Genomic DNA, 25,843 nt, shown 5'->3' on the forward strand with positions numbered 1-25,843 from the left:
GTATGTGACGAACACCCGACCCTGTAGGTGCTGGCGAAGCCTGCATAGAATGCAACTGTGATGGCGATTATCGGGGCGAGGGCTGGCTTGAATGAATGGAGGGCAGGTGAGCGTCGATATCGAATGCGTGGTGGTCGGGGCCGGTGTGGTTGGGCTGGCGGTGGCCAGGGCCCTGGCTCAGGCTGGGCGAGAAGTGATTCTGGTCGAGGCGGGCGAGGGGATTGGCGTGGGCATCAGTTCGCGCAATTCGGAAGTGATCCACGCCGGGATCTATTACCCGAGCGGCAGTCTCAAGGCGCAATTGTGCGTGGAGGGCAGGCAACGGCTGTACGCCTTCTGCGATGAACGCGGCGTCGATTACCAGCGTATCGGCAAGCTGATCGTGGCCACCGATGACCATCAGCGCCATGCCTTGCAGGTATTGCTGGAGCAGGGGCAGCGCAACGGTGTCGATGACCTGCAATGGCTGGATGCCGGGCAGGCGCAGGCGCTTGAACCGGGGTTGTCCTGCGTTGCCGCGCTCTGGTCGCCGTCCACCGGCATCGTTGATTCCCATGCCCTGATGCTGGCGCTTCAGGCAGATGCTGAAGCGTGCGGTACTTCGATAGCCTTTCACACGCCATTGGAATCGGCCCGTTGCACCGGGCACGGTTTCGAGCTGCATATGGGAGGGGCTCAGCCGATGACGTTGAGCTGTCGTCAGTTGATCAACTGCGCGGGATTGTCCGCGCCTGACGTGGCGGGCCGGATCGAAGGCTTGCCAGCGCAGCACGTTCCCAAGGCTTGGCTGTGCAAGGGCAGTTATTTCAGTTTCAGCGGTCCGGCGCCGTTCCGGCATTTGGTTTACCCGGCACCGGAAAGCGCCGGGCTGGGCGTTCACATGACCCTGGACCTGGGCGGTCAGGCGCGTTTCGGGCCGGATGTCGAATGGGTCGAGCAAGTCGATTACCGCGTCGATCCCCGCCGCAGCGAAGGTTTCTATCAGGCGATCCGGCGTTACTGGCCGGCATTGCCCGATGACAGCCTGCAACCGGCCTACAGCGGCATTCGCCCGAAAATCAGCGGGCCGAGCGAACCGGCCGCCGACTTCATCATCAGCGGCCCGGATGTGCATGGCGTGCCGGGGTTGGTCAACCTGTTCGGCATCGAATCACCAGGGCTGACCAGTTGCCTGGCGCTGGCCGAGCGGGTGGTAAAAATACTAGCCGCTCCGCATTCCTTGTAGCAGCTGGCGCAGCCTGCGTTCGGCTGCGAAGCAGTCGTAAAACCTGCCCATGCGGTTTACCTGATAGACCGCAGTGCCTGAATTCACGACTGCTGCGCAGCCGAACGCAGGCTTCGCCAGCTGCTACGCAGGTCGCCGTGAAGGTGCCGGTTATCAGTGTCTGCGATGCCGTTCACCGCGAGGGCTATTCTTGGCAATGCGCCCATCCTCATGGGAGACCTCTGATGATCAACGTACGCACTGCCCGCATGCTCGCCGATTACAGGCACTGGGCCGATCAGCGACTCTTTGACAGCCTCATGGCGCTGCCACCGGAAGAGCTCAACCGCAAACGGGTGTCGGTGTTCAACAACATCATCGGCACCTTGAACCATATCTACGTGGTGGACTGCATCTGGCAAGCCCACCTGGAGGGCCGAGGGCACGACTTCAAAACCTCCCATGACCTGCTCCATACCGAACTCCCCGAGCTGCGAATGGCGCAACAGGAGATCGATCAATGGTTCTGTGGATGGAGTGCGGCCCAGACTGACGATTCGCTGGATCAACCCATCGAATTCACTTCCGTCTCGGGGGAAAGCGGGATCATGAGCGCCGGCGCGATGCTGTTGCATGTGGTCAACCACGCCAGTTATCACCGAGGCTGGGTGGTCCAGATGTACGTCGAGATTCCGGCCTTGCCGCCGATCACCGACCTGCCGGTGTTTTTGCGCGAGGTTCCGGGGTATTGAATCGAGTATCCGGGCCCAAGCAAATCCCCTGTGGGAGCGGGCTTGCTCGCGAAAGCGGTCTGACATTCGACAGTGATGTCGACTGATACAACGCTTTCGCGAGCAAGCCCGCTCCCACATTGGATCTTCTTTGTGATGGCGATGGTGTCAGGCCTGAGGAATCAAACTCTGCCGGCAATCCAGCACCAACAGCGCACCACCCAGTTCGCTGCTGCCCACTTCCAGCGTAAACCCGTGCAGGCTGACAATCGCCGCGACGATCGACAACCCCAGCCCGAAGCCGCTTTGCGGGTTACCGCCCTCGGCGCGATAGAAGCGCTGAAACACCGCCTCACGCTCGGCCAGCGCAATGCCGGGGCCTGAGTCGAGTACTTCGATTCGTGTATGCCCGGCGTCATTCATCCCACGCAAAATCACCTTGCCACCCGGCGGCGTGAATTTGATCGAGTTGCTCAGCAAATTCGCCACGGCTTCGAACAGCAGCGCCCGGTCGCCGTTGAACCGGGGCAGGGACTCGGGCAGTTGCAGTTCAAAGGTCAATTGGCCTTCTTCGGCCAGCGGCAGATAAAAGTCATGCAACTCTTGCAGCAACGGCACCGGGTCCAGTTGCACGAAACCCGAACGGCGCTGGCGATCCTCCAGCTCGGAAATTCGCAGCAAGCCACGAAAACGCGCCATCAAGGTATCGGCCTCGCCGAGCACCGAATCCAGTTGCCCGGCCAGCGTCGAACCGTCATCGGCCTGCTGCTGAATCCGGTACAGCTGCGCCCGCAGGCGCGTCAGCGGTGTGCGCAGGTCATGGGCGATGTTGTCGCATACGCCCTTGACCTCGTTCATCAAGCGCTCGATGCGTTCGAGCATGGCGTTGACGATGGCGGCGAGCATGTCCAGCTCATCACGGCGGTTGGACAGCGGCAGGCGTCGGGTCAGGTCACCGGCGACAATGGCTTCGGCGCTGGCCTGGATCGCCCGGATCCGCCGCAGCGGGCGCCGTCGCAATAAGTGCCAGCCGGCGATACCGGGCAGAATGGTCAGCGACACGCCCCACAGCAGCGCGTGCAGAATGATCCGGGTCACCGCAAACAACGAACCGTTGTCCCGCACCAGTACCAGCCAGCGCCCGTCCAGGGTCCGGGTCGCCGCGGCATCGCAACTGTCGGCGGGTAAAGTCGGGTCATCGGCGTCGACGCAGTCGCTGAGGATGTGAATCTTGCCGTCCAGCGGCAGGCCTTGGGGGATCTGGCGCAAGGGGCCACTGAGGTAGCGCCGCTGGTCATCGAACAGGCCATAGGCATCGATGCCGCGAACGTCGAAGGTCACACTGGCGGCGAGGGCGTCCTCCAGTTGTGCGCCCTGAAATCGGGAAAACAGATGCTGACGTTGCATCAACGAATGCTTGGCCAGGGTGTCCAGGTAGCTGGACACCTCGTAGTACATGACCCCCATGAGAATCCCGCTCCAGGCCACGAACAGCGAACTGTAGAGTGCCAGCAAGCGGCTGCTGGAGGAACGCCAGCCTTTAGAGGGGTTCAGCAATGACATAACCCGAGCCTCGCACCGTCCGAATCAGTGGGACTTTGCCTGGCGGGTCGATCTTTTTGCGCAGACGGCCGATGTGCACGTCGATCAGGTTGGTGCCGGGGTCGAAGTGATAACCCCAGACCTCTTCGAAAATCATCATCCGCGACAGAATCTGCCCGGTGTTGCGCATCAGAAATTCCAGCAACTTGTACTCGGTGGGCAACAGCGTCAGCAACTGGCTGTCGCGACTGGCCTCGTGGCTGATCAGGTTCAGCTCCAGATCCGCCACGCGCAACGTGGTGGCCTGGGCGGTCACGGTGTTTTGCCGGCGCAGCAAGACTTCGACCCGGGCGGCCATTTCATCGGTGGCGAATGGTTTGGTCAGGTAATCGTCGCCCCCGGCGCGCAGGCCGCGCACCCGTTCATCGACATCGGAGAGGGCGCTGATCATCAGGATCGGCGTGACCACGCCCATGGTGCGCAGGGTGGTGACAATCGCCAGGCCATCAAGCTCCGGCAACATGCGGTCGAGGGTGATCAGGTCGTAGTCACCGCTGACCGCGCGCGCAAGACCCTCGCGGCCATTGTCGACCCAATCCACGTCGAGGCCGTGGCTACTCAGTTCAGCGACGATTTCCCGGGCGGTCACAGCGTCGTCTTCGATGGTCAAGATGCGGGTCATAGGGCTTGCCTGATAATCGGTTCAATACGAAGTGGGGCTCATTTTGCCAAGAATTACGCGCGACTTTTTAAATTAACTTTCATGTTGTCTCGTGAGCCTGGCTGGAACGTTGATATCATCCGGCCATAACTCTAAAGGGAAGCTGTACTGTGCGCACTTTAATGGTTCGTGGCTGGATGCCGATGTTTTTGCTGTTGTTGTGCATGGTCGGCTCATCTGCCTGGGCTGCCAACACGCCATGTTCGGGGAAGAAGGGCGGCATCGATCGTTGCGACGGCGATCTGTTCCTCTGCAATGACGGTTCCATCAGTGGTTCGAAGAAAAGCTGCTCGGCGATGTTTGGTAGTGAAAGCCAGGCGCGTCCGCAGACGCTGTTGCAGGATTCCGATGGCTGCGCCTGCGGCACCGGCACGTTCTGCACCGGGCCAAGAGGCGGGGTGTATTGCCTGACGCCCAGCGGCAACAAGAGCTACAAGCGCAAGTAATTCGTTTAGCGCAATGCATAAAACCCGCCGATATGGCTGGCTCCTTGCAAACTGCATGACCCTGAGAAGTTCATTGTTTTCAACTATTTGAAATAGAACGATTTATTTAAGTAGTGCGACTGGCACGTTGACTGCAATTGCTCGTTTGACGAGTTGTAACACCTGCCTGGAGCACTACAACAATGAACAGATCCTCTGATGGTTTTTATCCTGTCGCAGATGAGTTCAGCACGCTCTCGGGCGTGTCCTGGGCCGCTATTTTCGCCGGGGCCGCGGCGGCTGCGGCGTTGTCGCTGATCCTCGTGCTGCTTGGTTTTGGCCTGGGTTTTTCGGCGGTTTCGCCGTGGGCCCATGAAGGCGTCAGCGCCAAGGGCCTGGGTATCTCGACGATTGTCTGGCTGGCCTTTACCCAGATCGTGGCGTCCGGGCTCGGCGGCTACATCGCCGGTCGCCTGCGGGTGAGGTGGGCCTACCTGCACGGCGATGAGGTTTACTTCCGGGACACCGCCCATGGCTTCCTGGCCTGGTGTATCGCGACGCTGGTGACCGCGACCCTGGTGGTCGGCTCGGTCAGCAACATCGTCAGCGGCGGCGTGCAGGCCGGGGCAACGGTCGCCGGCGGTGCCGCCAGCGCCATGACCCAGGCTGCCGGTAGCGCGGTCGCTAATACCGACAATGACCCGTACGGTTACTTCATCGACAGCCTGTTTCGTGATGATCGGCCCGTCGCTGTCAGCGAGGACGCCGTCAATGGCACCGTCACCCGGATCTTCGCGCGCAGCCTGCGTAACGATGGTCAACTGGCGCCCGAGGATCGGACCTACCTGGCACAACTGGTCGCCCAACGGACCAACCTCACTCAAGCGGACGCCGAACGCCGTGTCGATGAAGTCTATGCCCGCACCCAGAAAGCCGTCGCCGACGCCAAGCTGGCCGCGCAACAAGCGGCTGACACCGCAGCCAAAGTCGCAGCCTTGACGGCGTTGTGGATGTTTGTCGCGCTGCTGGCCGGTGCGTTTTTTGCCAGCCTCGCCGCGATCTTCGGCGGTCGTCGTCGGGATGCCGTGGAGTACCTGGAAACCGATGCCTACGTGACCACCACAACCACGACGTTGCCACCTGTTCGCTAACCCGGGAGAACCCTCATGCGCTCTATATTGCTGTTCCTTCTTGGCGTACCGATCCCGATCATCATTCTGATTGCGTTGCTGACGTGAGCCCCTTCTGAAGCACTTGCCTGCGCCGCTTCTACTTCATGTAGAAGCGGCGTTTTGTTTTTGGGCTCCGGGTAGCGATTCGATGAAGGCATTCTGCTAGTCACTCAGGGGGAAAGGACACGCTTTCACTGGCCTGGATCAATATTTGCTTCGGCGATATTCCCTAACATAAAAAATCCAGACCCTCCTGCGGCATCGGCTTCAGTACTTCAGCGCGCAATGATTGCGCTGTCCGGTTGGCCGACAGGGTGTAAGTGCAGCATGGAGCTGGCAACCCTTACCTGAACTTTTCAAGGATGAATCTCGCGATGCAACGCCAAGACAGAACCTTCGATATCCAGCCGCTGATGCAGGCGGACATGACCGTGCGCATCAATGGCCAAACCGTCAACGCCGCCATCGGCGAAACCGTCCTGACGGTCATTCAATCACTGGGCATACGCCAAGTGGCCCGCAACGATCATGATCAAGTCAGCGGTGCCTATTGCGGCATGGGCGTATGCCAATGCTGTCTGGTGAGAATCAATGGCCGACACAAACGTCGCGCCTGCCAGACGATCGTGCGTGAGGGCATGGACGTCGAAACCCGGGTCAACTGCATCACCGGGCAGGAGGTGCTATGAGCCTGCATCCGGTAATCGTCGGCGGCGGGCCGGCGGGCATGGCGGCGGCCATTGAACTGGCCCGGCATGGGGTGCGGTGTACCTTGCTGGAAGAAGCCTCGCGGCTCGGCGGAGTGGTCTATCGCGGACCGTTGCGTGATGGCGTTCAGCTGGATTATCTGGGGCCGCGCTATTCAGAAGCGCTGGCCAAGCTGCATGGAGATTTCCGGGAGCAGTCGGGCTTGATCGACGTGCGCCTGAACCATCGCGTGGTCGGTGCTGAAGGCTCTCGCGCACTGGTGCTGCTGGACGCCGATGAGCGCTTGCAGGAGATTGAGTATTCGCAGCTGCTGCTGGCTGCCGGTTGCCATGAACGCAGCGTGCCGTTCCCCGGCTGGACCTTGCCCGGCGTGATTCTATTGGGTGGTCTGCAACTGCAAATCAAGAGCGGCGTTGTTAAACCGCAGGGGCCGGTGGTGATCGCGGGCACCGGTCCGTTGTTGCCGCTGGTGGCCTGCCAACTGCACACGTCCGGGGTGAGTGTCGCCGGGGTCTACGAGGCGTGCGTGTTCGGCAAAATCGCTCGGGAAAGCCTTGCGCTGTTGAACAAGCCACAGCTGTTTCTCGACGGTTTGAGCATGCTTGCGTACCTGAAATTGCACGGCATCCCCATGCACTATGGCTGGGGCGTGGTCGAGGCACAGGGCGAGGGTGAATTGAACTCGGTGAGCGTCGCGCCGTACTCCAGCACTTGGGTTGCAGACCTGAGCCGCGCCGAGCAAGTTTCCGCGCAGACCCTGGCGGTCGGTTACGGCTTCATTCCTCGCACGCAACTCAGCCAGCAAATGGGCCTGAATCACAGTTTCAGTGCCGACGGCTATTTGCGGGTCAGCGCCAATGTCTGGCAGCAAAGCAGCGAGCCCCACGTGCATCTGGCCGGTGACATGGGCGGGATTCGCGGTGGCGAGGCGGCCATGCTCGCGGGACGGATCGCGGCGGTGTCGATCCTCCTGCAACGCAATGTGCTGGACCTGGAACTGGCGCTTGTCCGGCGCGACCGTTGCCTGTCGAAATTCAAGTCCATCGTGCGCTTTCGCGCTGCCGTCGACCGCTACACCGAACGCGGCGTCGGGCAGACCGCATTGCCGGCCGCCGACACGGTGATCTGCCGCTGTGAACACGCGACCCGCGCCGACATCGATCGGGCGCTGGAGCAGGGCGTGCAAGACCTGGCCAGCCTGAAAATGCGCACCCGAGTGAGCATGGGCGATTGTCAGGGGCGCATGTGTGTGGGTTATTGCACCGACCGTTTGCGCGAAGCCACCGGCCGGCAGGATGTGGGTTGGTTGCGACCGCGTTTCCCCGTCGACCCGATTCCTTTTTCAGCGTTCCAGCCTGTCGGCACGGAGGCCGCCAGCCATGAGTAAGTTCTACGACGCGGTCATCGCCGGCGGCGGTGTGATCGGGGCGTCCTGCGCCTATCAATTGTCCAAGCGCAAACACCTGAAAGTCGCGTTGATCGACGCCAAGCGTCCGGGTAACGCGACCCGGGCTTCGGCCGGTGGCCTGTGGGCGATCGGTGAATCGGTGGGGCTGGGTTGCGGGGTGATCTTCTTTCGCATGATGTCGGCCAATCGCAAGCGCGAAGCCCGGGGTACGGCCGTGGCGGTGGACTCCAGCACGCCGCACATCCTGCCGCAGGCGTTCTTCGATTTCGCCTTGCAGTCCAACGCGATGTACCCGGACTTGCATCGGGAGTTGCAGGAGAATCACGGGATGGATTTCAAGTTCGAGAAAACCGGACTGAAATTCGTGATCTATGACGATGAAGACCGGCTCTACGCCGAGCACATCGTCGCTTGTATTCCGCATCTGGCGGATCAGGTGCGCTGGCTCGATCAAGCGGCCTTGCGCGAAGCCGAACCGAGCGTCAGCCATGAGGCAAGGGGCGCGCTGGAGTTTCTCTGCGACCATCAGGTCAGCCCGTTCCGCCTGGCCGATGCCTACACCGAAGGCGCACGGCAGAACGGTGTGGATCTGTATTTCAACACCAACGTCACCGGCGTGTTGAAGCACGGCTCGCGGGTCAACGGCGTGCAGACCGACGAGGCCGGCGTGTTCCGTTGCGATACGCTGATCAACGCCGCCGGTGCTTGGGCCGCCGACCTCAGCGAGCAGGCCACCGGCATTCGCATTCCGGTGAACCCGGTGAAGGGCCAGATCCTGCTGACCGAGCGCATGCCGAAGATCCTGCACGGTTGCCTGACCACCAGCGACTGTTACGTGGCGCAGAAAGACAACGGCGAAATCCTGATCGGCAGCACCACCGAAGACAAGGGGTTCGACGTGACCACCACCTACCCGGAAATCAGCGGCCTGGTGCAAGGCGCGCTGCGGTGTATTCCGGCGCTGGCCGACATCAGCCTGAAACGCTGCTGGGCCGGGTTGCGTCCGGGCTCGCCGGACGAGCTGCCGATTCTCGGGCCGATGCAAGGGATAGAGGGTTATCTGAATGCCTGCGGACATTTCCGCACCGGCATCCTGACGTCGGCGATCACCGGCGTGTTGCTGGACAAACTGGTGAACAACGAGCCGTTGCCGCTGGACATCACACCGTTTCTGGCGGATCGGTTTGCAGGGGGGGCGCAGGTTGAATCGACGGGAATGGAAATGGTTTGAGGACGCCTTCGCGGGCAAGCCTCGCTCCTACAGTTAATCAGTGCCCGCATGATCGGCGTATGACCTGTAGGAGCGAGGCTTGCCCGCGAAGGCGGAGTGTCAGGCGACATCTCTATCGACTGAACGGCCATCATCGCGAGCAGGCTCGCTCCCACAATTGATCTCCATCGGTCACCTATTTCTGCCTCCGACGCAGCCCTCTGTGGGAGCGAGCCTGCTCGCGATGGCTTCGGAGCTGCCGCCACATCTCTCAATCGATCGGCGTACCGACAAACACCTCAAGCCCCTCGGCATACTCTGTGAACGCATTGATCCGCGCAAACCGCGCGGCTTCCACCTGATCCGGCACCACCAGATTGGTAAAGCTCCAGGCCACCGCCAGGGTAATTCCGTCCTGCGCAATCGAACCGTCGGTCTTCAGTGGCTGTTTTTCCAGCTCCCGCTCCAGCGCCGAATACGCCGCGGCCAATTGCCCTTCGACCCGTTCCACCCAAGGCGCGTACTGAATCTCCGCCGGCCGCAGGTTACGTTCGTAATAAAGCTGCACCGATTTCTCACATGCTGCCAACGCCAGGCCGGTCAGCCGTAGCGAGCGCAAGCGTTGCTCCAGATCGTTGGGTATCAGGCTTTTACCCGGCGCGGCCAGAGCCTCCAGGTAGTCGATGATCAGCGTCGAATCCATCAACACCTCGCCGTCATCCAGCACCAGAGTCGGCGCCTTCACCACGGGGTTGATCTGCTGGAACTGCGCGAAGTTTCTGAACACCGAAACGGACTCGTGCTCCAGCGGTATGCCCAGGCATTTGGCGGAAATGGCGACGCGCCGCACGTAGGGCGAATCCAGCATGCCGATCAGTTTCATTGAGCCTCTCCTCGACGGTCCTTGGGGGATGGACAACCTTAGCTGAGGTTCAGCAACCTGCAAACGGCCTCGCGCTAATCCTCAAAGGCTAATCCTCAAAACCTACCTGCTCATGAATCTCATCGACCTTCAATTCCAGTCGATAAGCCACGGCGATGAACAGCGCTTGGCACAGGCACAAGGTCGCACTCAGCGAGCGGAAGGCAAACGAACTGCCTTCGTTGACCAGCAGCACGGTGTTGGCGCGCTTGGCCAACGGCGAAAGGTTGCTGTCGGTGATGATCAGGGTTTTCGCCTGATGGTGCTGGGCAATACGCAGGCAGTGCTGGGTTTCCTTGCCGTAGGGCGTGAAGCTGATGGCGATCACCAGGTCATTGGCGCGCACGCTGCGCATCTGCTCGCGGTAACTGCCGCCAAGGCCCGACACCAGATGGATACGCTTGTTGGTGTGTTGCAGGTTGTAGACCAGGTAATCGGCCACCGCGAACGAGCGGCGTACCCCGACCACGTAGATGTTGTCGGCATTCACCACCAGGTCCACGGCCTTGTCGAAGGCCTGGTCATCGAGTTCCAGCCCCAGCCGCTCGATGCCCGACAGGGTGGCGTTGATGCACTCGCGCGCCAGGTCGCCGCCGCTGGCCTTCTGCGACTTGTTGGCGATCATGCTGCGGATGCGTTGCTGGTAGTTCTGCACCGGCGTGGTTTTGTGGGTGTAGGCCTCGCGAAACAGCGCCTGCATTTCGCTGAAACCGCTGAACCCGAAACGCTGGGAAAACCGCACGATGGCCGACGGGTGCACTTCGCATTCACGGGCGATGTCACTGATGCGGTCGACCATGATCCGGTCGCTCTGCTGGCTCATGTAGCTGGCGATGCGTTTGAGCTGGCGCGGCAGGCTTTCGTATTCATCGGTGATCAGCTGCAACAAACGCTCGGCATTGATCGGAGGGCTGGCGAGATCGCTGTCGGGCGTGCTCTCGGTCGTAGCCGGCTGATCGGTGCGGGACATAAGGAATCCTTCTGGCTTGTGCTTATAGAGATGACAGGCGGGTCATCCCCTGACAATAGGTTGGCTGTGCGCAGTCTACAGGGTAGGCCGGAATAAAATCTTGAGCTTGCGCCCGCCTTGGGGTCTGCTGAAACGATGCACTGTGTCTGGAACGCTTGTGTAGAAGTTTATTGGAAAAAATATTCCACGTAAAAAATATTTAGAATAATTATTGATTGTTCGGTCCCGGTCGTTTTAGTCTGCATCCACCAAGAGTGTTCGGCGCCTTCATCGCCCCGAACGCAGGCTGATAAAAATAACAGGAGCCAGCATGGGCCAGACTCGTTTTGCCAGTGGGCGTCAATTGGATCTGATTTGCCTGGGGCGCCTAGGCGTCGACCTCTATGCGCAGCAAGTCGGGGCGCGGCTGGAGGATGTGAGCAGCTTCGCCAAATACCTCGGCGGTTCGTCCGCCAACATCGCCTTCGGCACCGCTCGGCTGGGTCTGAAGTCGGCGATGCTGAGCCGGGTAGGGGACGACCACATGGGTCGCTTCCTCGTTGAATCGCTGACCCGCGAAGGCTGCGACGTCAGCGGCATCAAGATCGATCCGGAACGCCTGACCGCCATGGTCCTGCTGGGCCTCAAGGACCGCGAAACCTTTCCCTTGGTGTTCTACCGCGAAAACTGCGCCGACATGGCGTTGCGCGCCGAAGACATCAACGAAGCCTTTATCGCCTCTAGCAAAGCCCTGCTGATCACCGGCACCCATTTCTCCACCGACGGCGTCTACAAGGCGAGCATTCAGGCCCTGGACTATGCCGAAAAGCACAACGTCAAACGAGTGCTGGACATCGACTATCGCCCGGTGCTCTGGGGGCTGGCCGGCAAGGCGGACGGCGAAACCCGGTTCGTGGCTGATCAGAACGTCAGCCAGCACGTGCAGAAAATCCTCCCGCGCTTCGACCTGATCGTCGGCACTGAAGAGGAGTTTTTGATCGCCGGTGGTTCCGAAGATTTGCTCACCGCGCTGCGCAATGTCCGGCAACTGAGCGCGGCGACGTTGGTGGTCAAGCTCGGCCCGCAAGGTTGCACGGTGATTCACGGAGCGATTCCGGCGCGTCTGGAAGACGGCGCGATCTATCCCGGCGTGCGCGTCGAAGTGCTGAATGTGCTGGGGGCCGGCGATGCCTTCATGTCGGGTTTCCTCAGCGGCTGGCTGGAGGACGCCAGCGACGAGCGCTGCTGCCAGTTGGCCAATGCCTGCGGTGGTCTGGTGGTGTCGCGCCACGCCTGCGCCCCGGCGATGCCGACCCGTGCCGAACTCGACTATCTATTCAATAGCCCGGTGCCAATCACCCGGCCGGATCAGGACGCCGTGTTGCAGCGCCTGCATCAGGTCAGCGTGCCGCGCAAACAGTGGAAGCAGCTGTTCATCTTTGCCTTCGATCATCGCGGGCAATTGGTGGAGCTGGCCCACAAGGGCGGGCGCGACCTGAGCAGCATTGGCGAACTCAAACAACTCTTTATCAAAGCTGTGGAACGGGTCGAAGCGGATTTGCGTGAGCAGGGCGTCGACGCCGACGTTGGCTTGCTGGCCGATCAACGTTTCGGTCAGGACTCGCTGAATGCTGCCACCGGTCGCGGCTGGTGGGTGGCACGACCGGTGGAGGTACAGGGCTCGCGGCCATTGGCGTTCGAACACGGTCGCTCGATCGGCAGCAACCTGATCGCCTGGCCGCAGGAACAAATCATCAAGTGCCTGGTGCAATTTCATCCCGACGATGAACCCCTGCTGCGTCTGGAGCAGGAAGCGCAGATCAAGGGTTTGTATCAGGCGTCGCAAGTCAGCGGTCATGAACTGCTGCTGGAGATCATTCCGCCCAAGGATCACCCATCACAGTATCCGGACGTGCTGTATCGCGCGCTGAAACGCCTCTACAACCTGGGCATCTACCCGGCGTGGTGGAAGATCGAAGCGCAAAGCGCCGAGGAATGGAAACAACTCGACGAGCTGATTCAGGAACGCGATCCGTACTGCCGTGGTGTCGTGCTGCTGGGCTTGAATGCACCGGCGGCGGCGTTGGCCGAAGGGTTTCAGCAGGCCAGCCAGAGCCAGACCTGTCGTGGTTTCGCCGTAGGCCGGACGATTTTCCAGGAGCCGAGCCGCGCGTGGATGGCCGGTGAAATCGACGACGAAACGCTGATCCGCCAGGTGCAGGGCACGTTCGTCGAACTGATCGACGCCTGGTGCACGGCCCGTGCCTGATGAGTTAACGCAACCCAAATGTGGGAGCGGGCTTGCTCGCGAAGACGGCGGCACATTCAACATCGATGTCGCCTGATACACCGCTTTCGCGAGCAAGCCCGCTCCCACATTGATTTTGTGTCGTTCTTACTGATTTGTGTAAAACAATAAAAGGTGCAGCCATGCCCGCTATCCGAATTGGCATCAACCCGATCTCCTGGAGCAACGACGATTTGCCGTCCCTCGGTGGCGAGACGCCGTTGAGCACTGCCCTCAGCGAAGGAAAGGAAATCGGCTACGAAGGCTTCGAACTCAACGGCAAATTCCCCAAGGATGCCAAAGGCGTCGCCGACGTGCTGCGGCCCTACGATCTGGCGCTGGTCTCCGGCTGGTATTCCAGCCGTCTGGCCCGCCGTTCCGTGGCCGAGGAAATCGACGCCATCGCCAGCCATGTCGAGCTACTGGCGAAGAATGGCGCCAAGGTACTGGTCTATGGCGAAGTCGCCGACTCGATTCAAGGCCAGCGCATTCCACTGGTCGAGCGCCCGCGTTTTCACACCGAACTGGCCTGGCAGGATTACGCCGACAAACTCACCGAACTGGCACGCTTTACCCTGTCCCAAGGCGTGCGCCTGGCGTATCACCACCACATGGGCGCCTATGTCGAATCCCCGGCCGACATCGACAAACTGATGGCATTGACCGGCAGCGAAGTCGGCCTGCTGTTCGATTCGGGCCACTGCTACATGGGCGGCGGTGAACCGTTGCAGGTGCTGCGCAAACACATCGAACGCATCTGCCACGTGCATTTCAAGGACGTGCGCAAACCGGTGGTGCAACTGGCGCGCAACAACCTGTGGAGCTTCCCGGACTGCATCATCAATGGCACGTTCACCGTGCCCGGCGATGGCGACATCGACTTCAGCGCCTTGCTCGACGTCCTGCTGGGCGCCGATTACCACGGCTGGCTGGTGGTCGAGGCCGAGCAGGATCCGGCGGTGGCACCGAGTTATGTCTATGCCAAAAAAGGCTACGACACGTTGCGTGCGCTGCTCGACGAGAGGATTAAGGGATGAGCCTGTTGGTCAAAAGCAATGCACGCGGCCGGACCATGGTCGAGTTGGGGCAGGGAGCACTGGAATACGTTGGCTTCGCCGCGTACCGCCTGAGCCTCGGCGAGACTCTGCCGGTCAGCGCCGGTGACAAGGAATTGTGCCTGGTGCTGCTCAGCGGTCGGGTCAGCATCAAAGGCGAAGCGCCGGGGCAGGGCGCGTTCAATTGGGACAACATCGGCGATCGCCAGTCGGTGTTCGAAGACAAATCGCCGTTCGCCGCGTACTTGCCACCGGGCAGTCAGGCGCAGGTGGTCGCACTCAGCGACGTGCAAATCGCCGTTTGCGCCGCGCCCGGTGCGGCCGCCGAAAACCTCGGTCCACGGCTGATCAAACCCGACAGCATGAAACGCAGCGTGCGTGGCAAGGGCGCCAACACCCGTTACGTCTGCGACATCCTCCCAGACACCGAGCCAGCCCATTCGCTGCTGGTGGTGGAAGTGCGTACGCCGTCCGGGCACTCCTCGAGCTACCCGCCGCACAAGCACGACACCGACGATCTGCCGCACCAGAGTTTTCTCGAAGAGACCTATTACCACCAGATCAACCCGCCCCAGGGCTTCGTGTTCCAGCGGGTCTACACCGACGACCGCAGCATCGACCAGGCCATGGCCGTGGAGAACAGCGACCTGGTCGTCGTGCCCAAGGGCTATCACCCGGTCAGCGTGCCTTACGGCTACGAGTCGTATTACCTGAACGTGATGGCCGGCCCGAAACGCGTCTGGCAGTTCCATAACGATCCGCAGCACAGTTGGCTGCTTGAGCTCTGAACTAAAAAGCCTGAATTTCAACATCCGAACGGAGAACAAGAACAATGAGTGACGCCCCGGTAATAGGCCATTACATCGACGGTCAGGTGCAAGACAGCGGCAACGAGCGCTTCAGCAATGTCTTCAACCCGGCCACCGGCGCGGTACAGGCGCGGGTCGGGCTGGCCAGCCAGAAGACCGTGGACGAAGCCGTCGCCTCAGCCCTGAAGGCGTTCCCGGCGTGGTCCGAGCAATCGTCCCTGCGCCGTTCGCGGGTGATGTTCAAGTTCAAGGAACTGCTCGACCGTCATCACAACGAACTGGCGCAAATCATCAGCCGCGAACACGGCAAGGTGTTCTCGGACGCCAAGGGTGAAGTGACGCGCGGCATCGAAATCGTCGAGTACGCCTGTGGCGCACCGAACCTGCTGAAAACCGATTTCAGTGACAACATCGGCGGTGGCATCGACAACTGGAACCTGCGCCAACCGCTGGGCGTGTGTGCCGGCGTTACTCCGTTCAACTTCCCGGTGATGGTGCCGCTGTGGATGATCCCGCTCGCGCTGATCACCGGTAACTGCTTCATCCTCAAACCTTCCGAGCGCGACCCGTCGGCCAGTTTGCTGATGGCGAAATTATTGACCGAAGCCGGGCTGCCGGACGGTGTGTTCAACGTGGTCCAGGGTGACAAAGCTGCGGTCGATGCCTTGCTGCAACACCCGGACATCGAGGCGATTTCCTTTGTCGGCTCGACACCGATTGCCGAGTACATCCACCAGCAAGCGACCTCGCGCGGTAAGCGTGTACAGGCGCTGGGCGGTGCGAAGAACCACATGATCGTCATGCCCGACGCCGATCTGGATCAAGCGGCGGATGCGCTGATTGGCGCGGCGTACGGCTCGGCCGGTGAGCGCTGCATGGCGATTTCGATTGCCGTGGCCGTCGGTGAAGTCGGCGACCAGTTGATTGCCAAACTGCTGCCGCGCATCGACCAATTGAAGGTCGGCAATGGCATGCAGGGCGACAGCGACATGGGACCGCTGGTGACCGCCGAGCACAAGGCCAAGGTCGAGGGCTTTATCGGTGAAGGCGTGGCCCAGGGCGCGCAGCTGATTGTCGACGGGCGCAACTTCAAGGTGCCGGGGGCCGAGAACGGCTTTTTCGTCGGCGCGACGCTGTTCGATAACGTCACCACTGAGATGAGCATCTACCAGCAAGAGATCTTCGGCCCGGTGCTGGGCATCGTGCGCGTGCCGGATTTCGCCAGCGCCGTGGCGCTGATCAACGCCCATGAGTTCGGCAACGGCGTGTCGTGTTTTACCAGCGATGGCGGCATCGCCCGCTCGTTTGCCCGCAACATCAAGGTCGGCATGGTCGGCATCAACGTACCGATTCCAGTGCCCATGGCCTGGCACTCGTTCGGCGGCTGGAAGCGCTCGCTGTTCGGTGATCACCACGCTTACGGTGAAGAAGGCATTCGCTTCTACAGCCGCTACAAAAGCGTGATGCAGCGCTGGCCCGACAGTATTGCCAAGGGCCCTGAATTCAGCATGCCGACAGCCAAATAATTCACTTGTGCGGAGAACAACAAAAAATGAGCAAACCCCTGCGTTTCGCCCTGAACCGTATGGTCGCCCCACGTTTGTCCCTGCCCGCGTTCATCGAGTTGGCGGTGACCCTCAAGGCCGACGCCATCGAGATCCGCAACGACCTCAAGGGTGTCGAGATCGAGGACGGCACCGCGCCCGAACACGTGCGTGAGCTGTGCGCGGCCAAAGGCATCACCGTGCTGTCGATCAACGCGTTGTATCCGTTCGATGTCTGGAATGACGAGCGCCGCGCACACGCGCTGAAACTCGCCGTTTATGCCCGTGATTGCGGAGCGCAGGGTTTGGTGATGTGCCCGTTGAATGACCGTGCCGATCCACGAACCGAGGCGCAGCGTGCTGCCGGCCTGCGCACGGCGTTGAGTGAATTGGCACCGATCCTGCGCGATCACGGCATCCTCGGTTTCATCGAGCCGCTGGGTTTCGAAGAATGCTCGCTGCGGCGCAAACGCACGGCGGTCGACGCGATCAAGGCCATCGGTGGGCTGGATGTGTTCCGTCTGGTGCATGACACCTTTCACCATCACTTGGCCTGCGAACATGAATTCTTCCCCGAGCTGACCGGGCTGGTGCACATCTCCGGCGTCGAAGATGCCGAGGCGCCACTGGCGACCATCCGCGACGGCCACCGGGTGCTGGTGGGCGAGGGCGACATCCTCGGCAACGCGGCGCAGATCGAGACCTTGCTCGCTACCGGCTACAGCGGCTACCTGTCGTTCGAGCCGTTCGCCGACAGTGTCCATGGCCTGGCGGATATCCAGACGGCGATTGGCGCGAGTATGGATCACCTGCAGAAATCCCTGAGCTGACATTGTTTTTGAACTGATGGAGATCAACTGTGGGAGCGGGCTTGCTCGCGAAGACGGCGGCACATTCAACATTGAAGTCGCCTGACACACCGCCTTCGCGAGCAAGCCCGCTCCCACATTGATCGGATTTGCATACAGAAAAGGTGCAAGCATGACCACAACAAGACTGACCATGGCCCAGGCCCTGGTGAAATTCCTCGATAACCAGTACATCGAGGTCGATGGGGTCCAGAGCAAATTCGTCGCCGGGATCTTTACCATTTTCGGCCACGGTAATGTGCTGGGTCTGGGGCAAGCCCTGGAACAGGACAGCGGCGATCTGATCGTGCATCAGGGGCGCAACGAGCAAGGCATGGCCCACGCCGCCATCGGTTTCGCCAAGCAACATCTGCGGCGCAAGATCTACGCCTGCTCTTCATCGGTAGGGCCGGGGGCGGCGAACATGCTGACCGCTGCCGCGACGGCCACTGCCAACCGTATTCCCTTGCTGCTGTTGCCCGGTGACGTTTATGCGTGCCGCCAACCGGACCCGGTGCTGCAACAGATCGAGCAGTTCCACGACCTGAGCATCAGCACCAACGATGCGTTCAAGGCCGTGAGCAAATACTGGGACCGGATCAACCGTCCCGAGCAACTGATGACCGCGGCGATCCACGCCATGCGCGTGCTCACCGACCCCGCCGAAACCGGCGCGGTGACCCTGGCTTTGCCGCAAGACGTGCAGGCCGAGGCGTACGACTATCCTGATTATTTCCTGCAAAAACGCGTGCACCGCATCGAGCGCCGCCCGGCCACCGAAGCGATGCTCGGTGATGCGTTGGCCCTGTTCAAAGGCAAGCGCAAGCCGCTGATCATCTGCGGCGGTGGGGTCAAATATTCCGGCGCCAATGCAGCGTTGCAGGCGTTCGCCGAGCGCTTCGATATTCCCTTCGCTGAAACCCAGGCCGGCAAGAGCGCGGTGGTGTCCAGCCATCCGCTGAACGTTGGCGGGATCGGCGAAACCGGTTGCCTGGCGGCGAACCTGTTGGCCAAGGATGCTGATTTGATCATCGGTGTCGGCACTCGCTACAGCGATTTCACCACCGCGTCGAAGTCCTTGTTCAAAAATGCGGATGTGCAATTTCTCAACCTCAATATCAGCCCCTGCGATGCGCTGAAGCTCGACGGCGTGCAACTGCTGGCAGACGCCAAAACCGGCTTGAGCGCCTTGGCCGATGTGTTGGGCAACTATCGCTCCAGTTGGGGTGATCAAACTCGCCAGGCCAAGGCGCAACTGGATGAAGAAGTCGATCGCATTTATCAGGTCGAATACCAGGCGAAAGATTTCGTCCCGGAAATCAACGATCACATGGACCCGGCAGTGCTGCGCGAATTCATCGAGCTGACCGGCTCCTGCCTGACCCAGAGCCGGGTGCTCGGCGTACTCAATGAAACCCTGGCCGATGACGCGGTAATCGTCGCCGCCGCCGGCAGTCTGCCCGGCGACTTGCAACGCAGTTGGCGCAGCAAGGGCGTGAACACTTACCACGTCGAGTACGGTTATTCGTGCATGGGTTACGAGGTGAACGCCGCGCTGGGCGTGAAGCTCGCCGAGCCTGAGCGCGAGGTCTACGCACTGGTGGGCGACGGCTCCTACATGATGCTGCACTCGGAACTGGCGACCTCGATCCAGGAGCGGCGCAAGATCAACGTGGTGCTGCTGGACAACATGACCTTCGGCTGCATCAACAACCTGCAAATGGAACACGGCATGGACAGCTTCGGCACCGAGTTCCGGTTCCGTAATCCGGAAACCGGCAAGCTCGATGGCGGCTTCGTGCCGGTGGATTTCGCCATGAGCGCGGCGGCTTACGGCTGCAAGACCTACAAGGTGAACACCGTTGAAGAGTTGCAAGCTGCGTTGGCGGATGCGCGTTTGCAAACGGTGTCGACGCTTATCGATATCAAGGTCCTGCCCAAAACCATGATTCACAAATACCTGTCGTGGTGGCGGGTCGGCGTGGCGCAAGTCTCCACCAGCGCCCGCACCGATGCGGTGGCCAAGACCCTCAACGAACGACTGGCCAAGGCCCGTCAATACTGATTGCCCTGAACGAACCCACAGGAGTGTTTATATGTCTTTGCTTTCCAATTCGTTGCGGATCGGCGTTATCGGCACCGGGGCCATCGGCCAGGACCACATCCGTCGTTGCAGCCAGACCTTGCTCAACAGTCAGGTCGTCGCGGTCACCGACATCAATCTGCAGCAAGCGGCCAAGATTGTTTCCGATCTGAAACTGACGGCCGAGGTCTATCCCGACGGTCATGCGCTGATCAAGGCACCGGAAGTCGAAGCGATCCTCGTGACCTCCTGGGGCCCGAGCCACGAAGAGTTTGTACTGGCAGCGATTGCCGCCGGCAAGCCGGTGTTCTGCGAAAAGCCGCTGGCGGTCACTGCCGAAGGCTGCCGCAAGATCGTCGAGGCCGAAGTGGCCCACGGCAAGCGGCTGGTGCAGGTCGGTTTCATGCGCCCGTACGATGAGGGTTATCGGGCGTTGAAAGCAGTGATCGACAGCGGCCAGATCGGCGAGCCGTTGATGCTGCACTGCGCCCACCGCAACCCGACCGTGGGTGAAAACTACAAGACCGACATGGCGATCACCGACACGCTGATCCATGAGCTGGATGTGTTGCGCTGGTTGCTCGACGACGATTATGTGTCGGTGCAAGTGGTGTTCCCACGCAAGACCAGCAAGGCCCACGCCCATTTGAAAGACCCGCAGATCGTGCTGCTGGAAACCGCCAAGGGCACGCGCATCGATGTGGAAGTGTTCGTCAACTGCCAGTACGGCTACGACATCCAGTGCGAAGTGGTGGGGGAGACCGGCATCGCCAAACTGCCGGAGCCGTCGCAGGTTCAATTGCGCAGCGGGGCGAAGCTGTCCAATGCAATTTTGATGGACTGGAAGGACCGGTTCATCGCCGCATACGACGTCGAGTTGCAGGCGTTCATCGATGGCGTACGGGCCGGGCAGGTCGGCGGGCCGTCGGCATGGGATGGTTTCGCGGCAGCGGTGGCGGCGGATGCCTGCATCGAAGCGCAGAACAGCGGCCAGATCGTCAAAGTCAGCCTGCCAGACCGTCCCCGTTTCTACGGCTAACCACTGATCCTCTGTAACTGATCATTCCCACGCTCTGCGGGGGAATGCATCCCGTGACGCTCCGCGTCACAAAACGGACGCAGAGCGTCCATGGCGGCGTTCCCACGCAGAGCGTGGGAACGATCAGCGTAAGGTGATGGAGAACAAAAAACATGCGCATCGCACTAGACCCCTACATGTACCGCAACCTGTCCCTGGGCAAGATGGTCGACAAGGTTGCCGAGCTCGGTTACGAACACATCGAGCTGTCGCCCCGGGAAGATTTTCTGCCGTTCTATAAAGCTCCACGGGTTGATAAGGCGCGGATCAAGGAATTTCGCAAAGCCTTGAGCGACACTGGGGTCAAACTCTCTTCCTTATTACCGATGTACCACTGGGCAGCCGCCGATGAAGGTTTGCGTGTGGCCGCCGTGCGTAACTGGAAGCGCGCGATCCAGATTGCCGTGGAGATGGACTGCGAACTGGTCAACACCGAGTTCACCGGCCAGTCGGACAACCCGCTGGTGTGCGAAAACCAGTTCATGCGCTCTATGGACGAACTGATCCCCGAGTTCGAACACGAAGGCATCAAGCTCGATATCCAGGCCCATCCTTATGACTTCTGCGAGCGCAATAACGAGTCGGTCGACATCATTCGCGGTCTGGACCGGGATTGGATCAACTACCTCTACGCCGCTCCCCACACGTTTTTCTATGACGACGGTGTCGGTGATATCGCCTCGATGCTCAAGTACGCCGGCTCGAAACTGAGCCACTTGATCATCGCCGACACCTACAACCACAAGGCTTCCTCGGGCTTGCGCTACATCGTCAACCCGCCGGGCGTCAGCGCCACCGTGCACCAGCATCTGGACATCGGCCAGGGCGAGGTCGACTGGGAGGCGTTTTTCGGCACGTTGCGCGAGATCAAGTTCGATGGCATCGCGACCGTCTCGGTATTCGCCTGGGAAGACCGGCCGGACGAGTCCAATCGCATGATGCTTGAACGCGTGACCCGCGAACTCTGTCGTTAACCACGGCATACACAAAACCTGTGGGAGCGGGCTTGCTCGCGAAGACGGCGGCACATTCAGCATTGATATCACCTGACACATCGCCTTCGCGAGCAAGCCCGCTCCCACAAGGTCCGTGTGCATCCGGTGATTAACTATAAGGAGAATACTTTCATGCGTATCGGACTTGTCGGTTACGGCCATGGCGGCCGGTTTTTTCATGCTCCGCTGATCAGCAGTTTGCCGGCGGCGACCTTTGTAGGCGTGGTCACCCGTTCTGCTGAGCGCCGACAACTGCTGGCGGCGGAGCATCCCGGTGTGCCGGCTTTCGACAGCATCGGCCAACTGGTCGAAGCCGGGGTCGATGTGCTGGTCGTGTCCACGCCGCTCAAAGGTCGCCCGGCGCTGGTGCTCGACGCCATCGAACACGAAGTGGCGGTGGTCAGCGACAAGCCGTTCGCTGCTGATGCGCAACAAGCGCAAACCCTGATCACCATGGCCGAGCGCCAAGGCGTGCAACTGAGCGTCTACCAGAACCGGCGCTGGGACTCGGACTTTCTCACCGTGCGCAAACTCATCGAGTCCGGTGCGCTGGGTCAGGTCACCCGTTTCGAATCGCGGATCGAACGCTATTCGCCGCAGTCGGTGAACAACGGCAGCGGCGGCGGTTTCCTGCGCGATCTGGGCAGCCATCTGGTGGATCAGGCGCTCTTGTTGTTCGGCCCCGTCACCCGGGTTTACGCCGAACTGGATTACCTCGAAAAAGGCCAGGCCTTCGACAACGGCTTCTTTATGTCCCTGACCCATGCCAACGGCGTGATCTCGCACCTGGGCGGCAGTTGCCTGCAAAACACCCCCGGCCCGCGCTTTCGCGTGACCGGCACCCAGGGTTGCTACAGCGTCGACGGTCTGGATGGGCAGGAGGCGTCGACCCTCGCCGGGCTCACGCCGAAATCCGAAGGCGAGCGCTGGGGCGTCGAAGAGCATCGGCGCTGGGGCTGGTTCGAGCAGGGCGAGGTGCGTGAGCGGGTACCGTCCGAGCGTGGCTGCTGGAATCAGTTCTATTTGCAGCTACAAACCGCGTTACAGAGCGGTGGCCCACTGCCGGTCGACGCCCGTGATGCACTGGCGACCACCCGCGTACTAGACGCTGCGCGGCTCAGTTTCGAGCGGCATCAAGTGGTGGCACTGAGCCCGTTCGAGAGCCATGGAATAAAATCAGAATAAAATTCTAAAATGAGTTGATATAGAAATTATTTTCCAATAAAGTCATTTCCAGGTTGCCGACTATCAACGTCCGATCACGCTCAAGCAGGTCTTGAACGAGAGAAGGACGCACCAAAAACAAGAAACAAAAGCCAGGTACCGTCGATGAAAACCTTCAACTCTGCTCTGCATGCTTTACGTTCCGCGCTGCACCTCTCTCGCGACCTGTGTCGCGTCTCGTTTCATTCCTTCTTTCGCTTGCTTTGCGTCGAACGCAACGGCGCCCTGGTCTGCTGTATTCCGGGTGCACCGATAGTCCGCTTGCCCGCTCACTGAAATCGTCACGCCTTATCCATAAAACCAACAAGAATGTGGAGAAAGACTTTTCATGAAGACCAAGATCCGTTTCGCCTCGCTGGCCTTGTCCCTGATGTTCGCCAGCGGCGCCGCACTCGCTGACATGAAGATCGGCGTCAGCATGTCGCAGTTCGATGACACCTGGCTGACCTACCTGCGCGAATCCATGGACACCAAAGCCAAGTCCTATCCCGATGGCGTCAAGCTGCAGTTCGAAGACGCGCGCAGCGACGTGGTCAGGCAGTTGAGCCAGGTAGAAAGCTTCATCAGCCAGAAGGTCGACGCCATTGTGGTCAACCCGGTGGATACCGCCGCCACCAAAAAAATCACTGAAGCGGCGGTCAAGGCCGGTATTCCGCTGGTGTACGTCAATCGTCGTCCCGATGACCTGAACCTGCCCAAAGGCGTGGTCACTGTCGCCTCCAACGATCTGGAGGCCGGCCAGATGCAGATGCAGTACCTGGCCGAAAAAATGGGCGGCAAGGGCGACATCGTGATTCTGCTCGGTGATTTGGCCAACAACTCCACCACCAACCGCACCAAGGGCGTAAAAGAGGTGCTGACCAAGTACCCGAACATCAAGATCGAGCAAGAGCAGTCCGGCATCTGGTCGCGGGACAAGGGCATGACCCTGGTCAACGACTGGCTGACCCAGGGCCGCAAATTCGACGCGGTGGTCTCCAACAACGACGAGATGGCGATTGGCGCGGCAATGGCCCTGCAACAGGCTGGCGTCGCCAAAGGCAGTGTGCTGATCGCCGGTGTCGACGGTACGCCCGACGGTTTGAACGCGGTGAAGAAGGGCTCTCTGCTGGTCTCGGTGTTCCAGGACGCCAAGGGTCAGGCGGACGGTTCGATCGACACGGCGGTGAAAATGGCCAAAAACGAACCGGTCGAGCCGGCCGTGTGGGTGCCGTATCGCCTGATCACGCTGCAAAACGTCGACACCTTCAAATAGTCCGTCCGTTCGATAACAACAATAAGCACGCAAGGTTGCAACGCGACCTTGCTGATGGAGTACCTGATCATGTTCGCTTCAGCGACTGCTTCGAGCACCCCGTTAATGGGTGTCCAGCCAACTGCAACACCTGTCGATGAGCCGTACCTGCTGGAGATCATCAACGTCAGCAAGGGATTTCCCGGTGTGGTGGCCTTGTCCGACGTACAGCTTCGAGTGCGTCCCGGTTCCGTGCTGGCGCTGATGGGCGAGAACGGCGCCGGCAAATCCACCCTGATGAAAATCATCGCCGGCATCTACCAGCCGGATGCCGGCGAGTTGCGCCTGCGGGGCAAGCCGGTGGTCTTTGAAACACCATTGGCTGCGCTCCAGGCCGGGATCGCGATGATCCACCAGGAGCTCAACCTGATGCCGCACATGAGCATCGCCGAGAACATCTGGATCGGCCGCGAGCAGCTCAACGGCCTGCACATGATCGACCATCGCGAGATGCACCGTTGCACCGCCAAACTGCTGGAACGTCTGCGGATCAACCTCGACCCGGAAGAACAGGTGGGCAACCTGAGCATCGCCGAACGGCAGATGGTCGAGATCGCCAAGGCTGTGTCCTATGACTCCGACGTCCTGATCATGGACGAGCCGACCTCGGCCATCACCGATAAGGAAGTCGCCCATCTGTTTTCGATCATTGCCGACCTCAAGAGCCAGGGCAAAGGCATCATCTACATCACCCACAAAATGAACGAAGTGTTCAGCATCGCCGATGAAGTGGCGGTGTTCCGTGACGGTGCCTACATCGGCTTGCAGCGGGCCGACAGCATGGACGGCGACAGCCTGATTTCAATGATGGTCGGCCGCGAGCTGAGCCAGTTGTTCCCGGTGCGCGAGAAGCCAATCGGCGATCTGTTGCTGTCGGTACGCGACTTGAAGCTGGACGGGATTTTCAAAGACGTCTCCTTCGACCTGCATGCCGGTGAGATCCTTGGCATCGCCGGGTTGATGGGCTCGGGGCGGACCAACGTCGCCGAAGCGATTTTCGGCATCACCCCAAGCGACGGCGGTGAAATCCGCCTCGACGGTGAGGTGGTGCGCATCAGCGATCCACACATGGCGATCGAGAAGGGTTTCGCACTGTTGACCGAAGATCGCAAGCTCAGCGGCCTGTTCCCGTGCCTGTCGGTGCTGGAAAACATGGAAATGGCAGTCTTGCCCCATTACGTCGGCAACGGCTTCATCCAGCAGAAAGCCTTGCGCGCGTTATGTGAAGACATGTGCAAGAAGCTGCGGGTGAAAACCCCGTCGCTGGAGCAGTGCATCGACACGCTGTCCGGTGGTAATCAGCAGAAGGCCTTGCTGGCGCGCTGGCTGATGACCAATCCACGCATCCTGATTCTCGATGAGCCGACCCGGGGCATCGATGTCGGTGCCAAGGCCGAGATCTACCGGCTTATTTCCTACCTCGCCAGCGAAGGCATGGCGGTGATCATGATTTCCTCGGAACTGCCGGAAGTGCTGGGCATGAGCGACCGGGTCATGGTCATGCACGAGGGCGACCTGATGGGCACTCTCGACCGCAGCGAAGCGACCCAGGAACGGGTGATGCAACTGGCCTCGGGTATGTCCGCGGTTCACTAATGGATGCTGGCGGTGGCCATGGCCGCCGTCGCGACGCA

Annotated in this window: 22 protein-coding genes; 18 read left to right on the top strand and 4 right to left on the bottom strand. The window is 60.6% G+C overall.

All coding sequences use genetic code 11. The annotated features are described in order from the left end of the window. The first annotated feature begins 106 nt into the window (after window positions 1-106). Together IB250_RS02055 and IB250_RS02060 are read left to right on the top strand one after the other, a co-directional pair. Window positions 107-1,225, top strand: a complete 1,119-nt coding sequence (locus IB250_RS02055; protein WP_192342765.1) for an NAD(P)/FAD-dependent oxidoreductase — start codon at window positions 107-109, stop codon at window positions 1,223-1,225. Window positions 1,226-1,449: 224 nt separating this feature from the next. Beyond that, window positions 1,450-1,956, top strand: a complete 507-nt coding sequence (locus IB250_RS02060) for a DinB family protein (protein ID WP_192342766.1) — start codon at window positions 1,450-1,452, stop codon at window positions 1,954-1,956. A gap of 147 nt (window positions 1,957-2,103) precedes the next feature. Here the strand turns inward: IB250_RS02060 and IB250_RS02065 are convergent, their stop codons facing one another. After that, window positions 2,104-3,498: a sensor histidine kinase gene (locus tag IB250_RS02065; RefSeq protein WP_192342767.1), complete on the bottom strand. Its 1,395-nt coding sequence runs from the start codon at window positions 3,496-3,498 to the stop codon at window positions 2,104-2,106. Continuing rightward, a complete protein-coding gene (locus IB250_RS02070) occupies window positions 3,476-4,159 on the bottom strand; it encodes a response regulator transcription factor (RefSeq protein WP_192342768.1) in 684 nt (227 codons plus the stop codon). The genes IB250_RS02065 and IB250_RS02070 overlap by 23 nt, the downstream gene beginning before the upstream one ends. A 161-nt stretch (window positions 4,160-4,320) precedes the next feature. Between IB250_RS02070 and IB250_RS02075 the strand changes: the two genes are divergently transcribed. The 5 genes from IB250_RS02075 (at window position 4,321) to hcnC (ending at window position 9,142) form a co-directional block, all read left to right on the top strand. Further along, window positions 4,321-4,644, top strand: a complete 324-nt coding sequence (locus IB250_RS02075) for a hypothetical protein (protein WP_192343197.1) — start codon at window positions 4,321-4,323, stop codon at window positions 4,642-4,644. A gap of 182 nt (window positions 4,645-4,826) precedes the next feature. Beyond that, entirely contained in the window at window positions 4,827-5,774 is a 948-nt protein-coding gene (locus tag IB250_RS02080; RefSeq protein ID WP_192342769.1) for a hypothetical protein, read from the top strand. A 395-nt stretch (window positions 5,775-6,169) separates the two neighbouring features. After that, window positions 6,170-6,484, top strand: a complete 315-nt coding sequence (locus IB250_RS02085; RefSeq protein ID WP_192342770.1) for a (2Fe-2S)-binding protein — start codon at window positions 6,170-6,172, stop codon at window positions 6,482-6,484. Continuing rightward, entirely contained in the window at window positions 6,481-7,890 is a 1,410-nt protein-coding gene (gene hcnB / locus IB250_RS02090; protein WP_192342771.1) for a cyanide-forming glycine dehydrogenase subunit HcnB, read from the top strand. The genes IB250_RS02085 and hcnB overlap by 4 nt, the downstream gene beginning before the upstream one ends. After that, complete coding sequence (hcnC, locus tag IB250_RS02095; protein ID WP_192342772.1) at window positions 7,883-9,142, top strand: cyanide-forming glycine dehydrogenase subunit HcnC; 1,260 nt, start codon at window positions 7,883-7,885, stop codon at window positions 9,140-9,142. The genes hcnB and hcnC overlap by 8 nt, the downstream gene beginning before the upstream one ends. A 250-nt stretch (window positions 9,143-9,392) precedes the next feature. On the opposite strand, the gene IB250_RS02100 is transcribed toward hcnC, so the two are convergent. Continuing rightward, a complete protein-coding gene (locus tag IB250_RS02100; protein ID WP_192342773.1) occupies window positions 9,393-10,004 on the bottom strand; it encodes a glutathione S-transferase in 612 nt (203 codons plus the stop codon). A gap of 88 nt (window positions 10,005-10,092) precedes the next feature. Further along, window positions 10,093-11,013: a MurR/RpiR family transcriptional regulator gene (locus IB250_RS02105; protein WP_007907898.1), complete on the bottom strand. Its 921-nt coding sequence runs from the start codon at window positions 11,011-11,013 to the stop codon at window positions 10,093-10,095. Window positions 11,014-11,323: 310 nt separating this feature from the next. On the opposite strand from IB250_RS02105, the gene IB250_RS02110 reads away from it, so the two are divergent. The 11 genes from IB250_RS02110 (at window position 11,324) to IB250_RS02160 (ending at window position 25,805) form a co-directional block, all read left to right on the top strand. Beyond that, on the top strand, window positions 11,324-13,261 hold the full coding sequence (locus tag IB250_RS02110) for a bifunctional 5-dehydro-2-deoxygluconokinase/5-dehydro-2-deoxyphosphogluconate aldolase (RefSeq protein ID WP_192342774.1): 1,938 nt from the start codon (window positions 11,324-11,326) through the stop codon (window positions 13,259-13,261). Between the two features lie 161 nt (window positions 13,262-13,422). Then, window positions 13,423-14,316: a myo-inosose-2 dehydratase gene (iolE, locus tag IB250_RS02115; protein WP_192342775.1), complete on the top strand. Its 894-nt coding sequence runs from the start codon at window positions 13,423-13,425 to the stop codon at window positions 14,314-14,316. Next, the gene (gene iolB / locus IB250_RS02120; protein WP_192342776.1) at window positions 14,313-15,122 is read left to right on the top strand and encodes a 5-deoxy-glucuronate isomerase; all 810 of its coding nucleotides are present in this window, start codon (window positions 14,313-14,315) and stop codon (window positions 15,120-15,122) included. Before iolE ends, iolB begins: the two co-directional genes overlap by 4 nt. A 44-nt stretch (window positions 15,123-15,166) precedes the next feature. After that, the gene (locus tag IB250_RS02125) at window positions 15,167-16,669 is read left to right on the top strand and encodes a CoA-acylating methylmalonate-semialdehyde dehydrogenase (protein WP_192342777.1); all 1,503 of its coding nucleotides are present in this window, start codon (window positions 15,167-15,169) and stop codon (window positions 16,667-16,669) included. A 26-nt stretch (window positions 16,670-16,695) separates the two neighbouring features. Then, complete coding sequence (locus IB250_RS02130; RefSeq protein WP_192342778.1) at window positions 16,696-17,517, top strand: TIM barrel protein; 822 nt, start codon at window positions 16,696-16,698, stop codon at window positions 17,515-17,517. A gap of 151 nt (window positions 17,518-17,668) precedes the next feature. After that, window positions 17,669-19,600 (top strand): 3D-(3,5/4)-trihydroxycyclohexane-1,2-dione acylhydrolase (decyclizing), encoded by a 1,932-nt coding sequence (gene iolD, locus IB250_RS02135; protein WP_192342779.1) that lies wholly within the window; start codon window positions 17,669-17,671, stop codon window positions 19,598-19,600. A 31-nt stretch (window positions 19,601-19,631) separates the two neighbouring features. Then, the gene (locus IB250_RS02140) at window positions 19,632-20,657 is read left to right on the top strand and encodes a Gfo/Idh/MocA family protein (RefSeq protein WP_192342780.1); all 1,026 of its coding nucleotides are present in this window, start codon (window positions 19,632-19,634) and stop codon (window positions 20,655-20,657) included. 152 nt (window positions 20,658-20,809) lie between these two features. Continuing rightward, window positions 20,810-21,670 carry a sugar phosphate isomerase/epimerase family protein gene (locus tag IB250_RS02145; RefSeq protein ID WP_192342781.1) on the top strand — a complete coding sequence of 287 codons (861 nt, stop codon included), beginning with the start codon at window positions 20,810-20,812 and terminating at the stop codon, window positions 21,668-21,670. A gap of 153 nt (window positions 21,671-21,823) precedes the next feature. Beyond that, entirely contained in the window at window positions 21,824-22,876 is a 1,053-nt protein-coding gene (locus tag IB250_RS02150; RefSeq protein ID WP_192342782.1) for a Gfo/Idh/MocA family protein, read from the top strand. Between the two features lie 367 nt (window positions 22,877-23,243). Beyond that, complete coding sequence (locus IB250_RS02155) at window positions 23,244-24,170, top strand: sugar ABC transporter substrate-binding protein (RefSeq protein WP_007907891.1); 927 nt, start codon at window positions 23,244-23,246, stop codon at window positions 24,168-24,170. 69 nt (window positions 24,171-24,239) lie between these two features. Further along, window positions 24,240-25,805, top strand: coding sequence for a sugar ABC transporter ATP-binding protein (locus tag IB250_RS02160; RefSeq protein ID WP_123494373.1), 1,566 nt, complete (start codon window positions 24,240-24,242; stop codon window positions 25,803-25,805). Window positions 25,806-25,843 lie beyond the last annotated feature (38 nt).

Origin of the sequence: Pseudomonas sp. PDM09, assembly GCF_014852305.1 — a bacterium.
In the GTDB taxonomy this organism is placed as follows: Bacteria; Pseudomonadota; Gammaproteobacteria; order Pseudomonadales; family Pseudomonadaceae; genus Aquipseudomonas.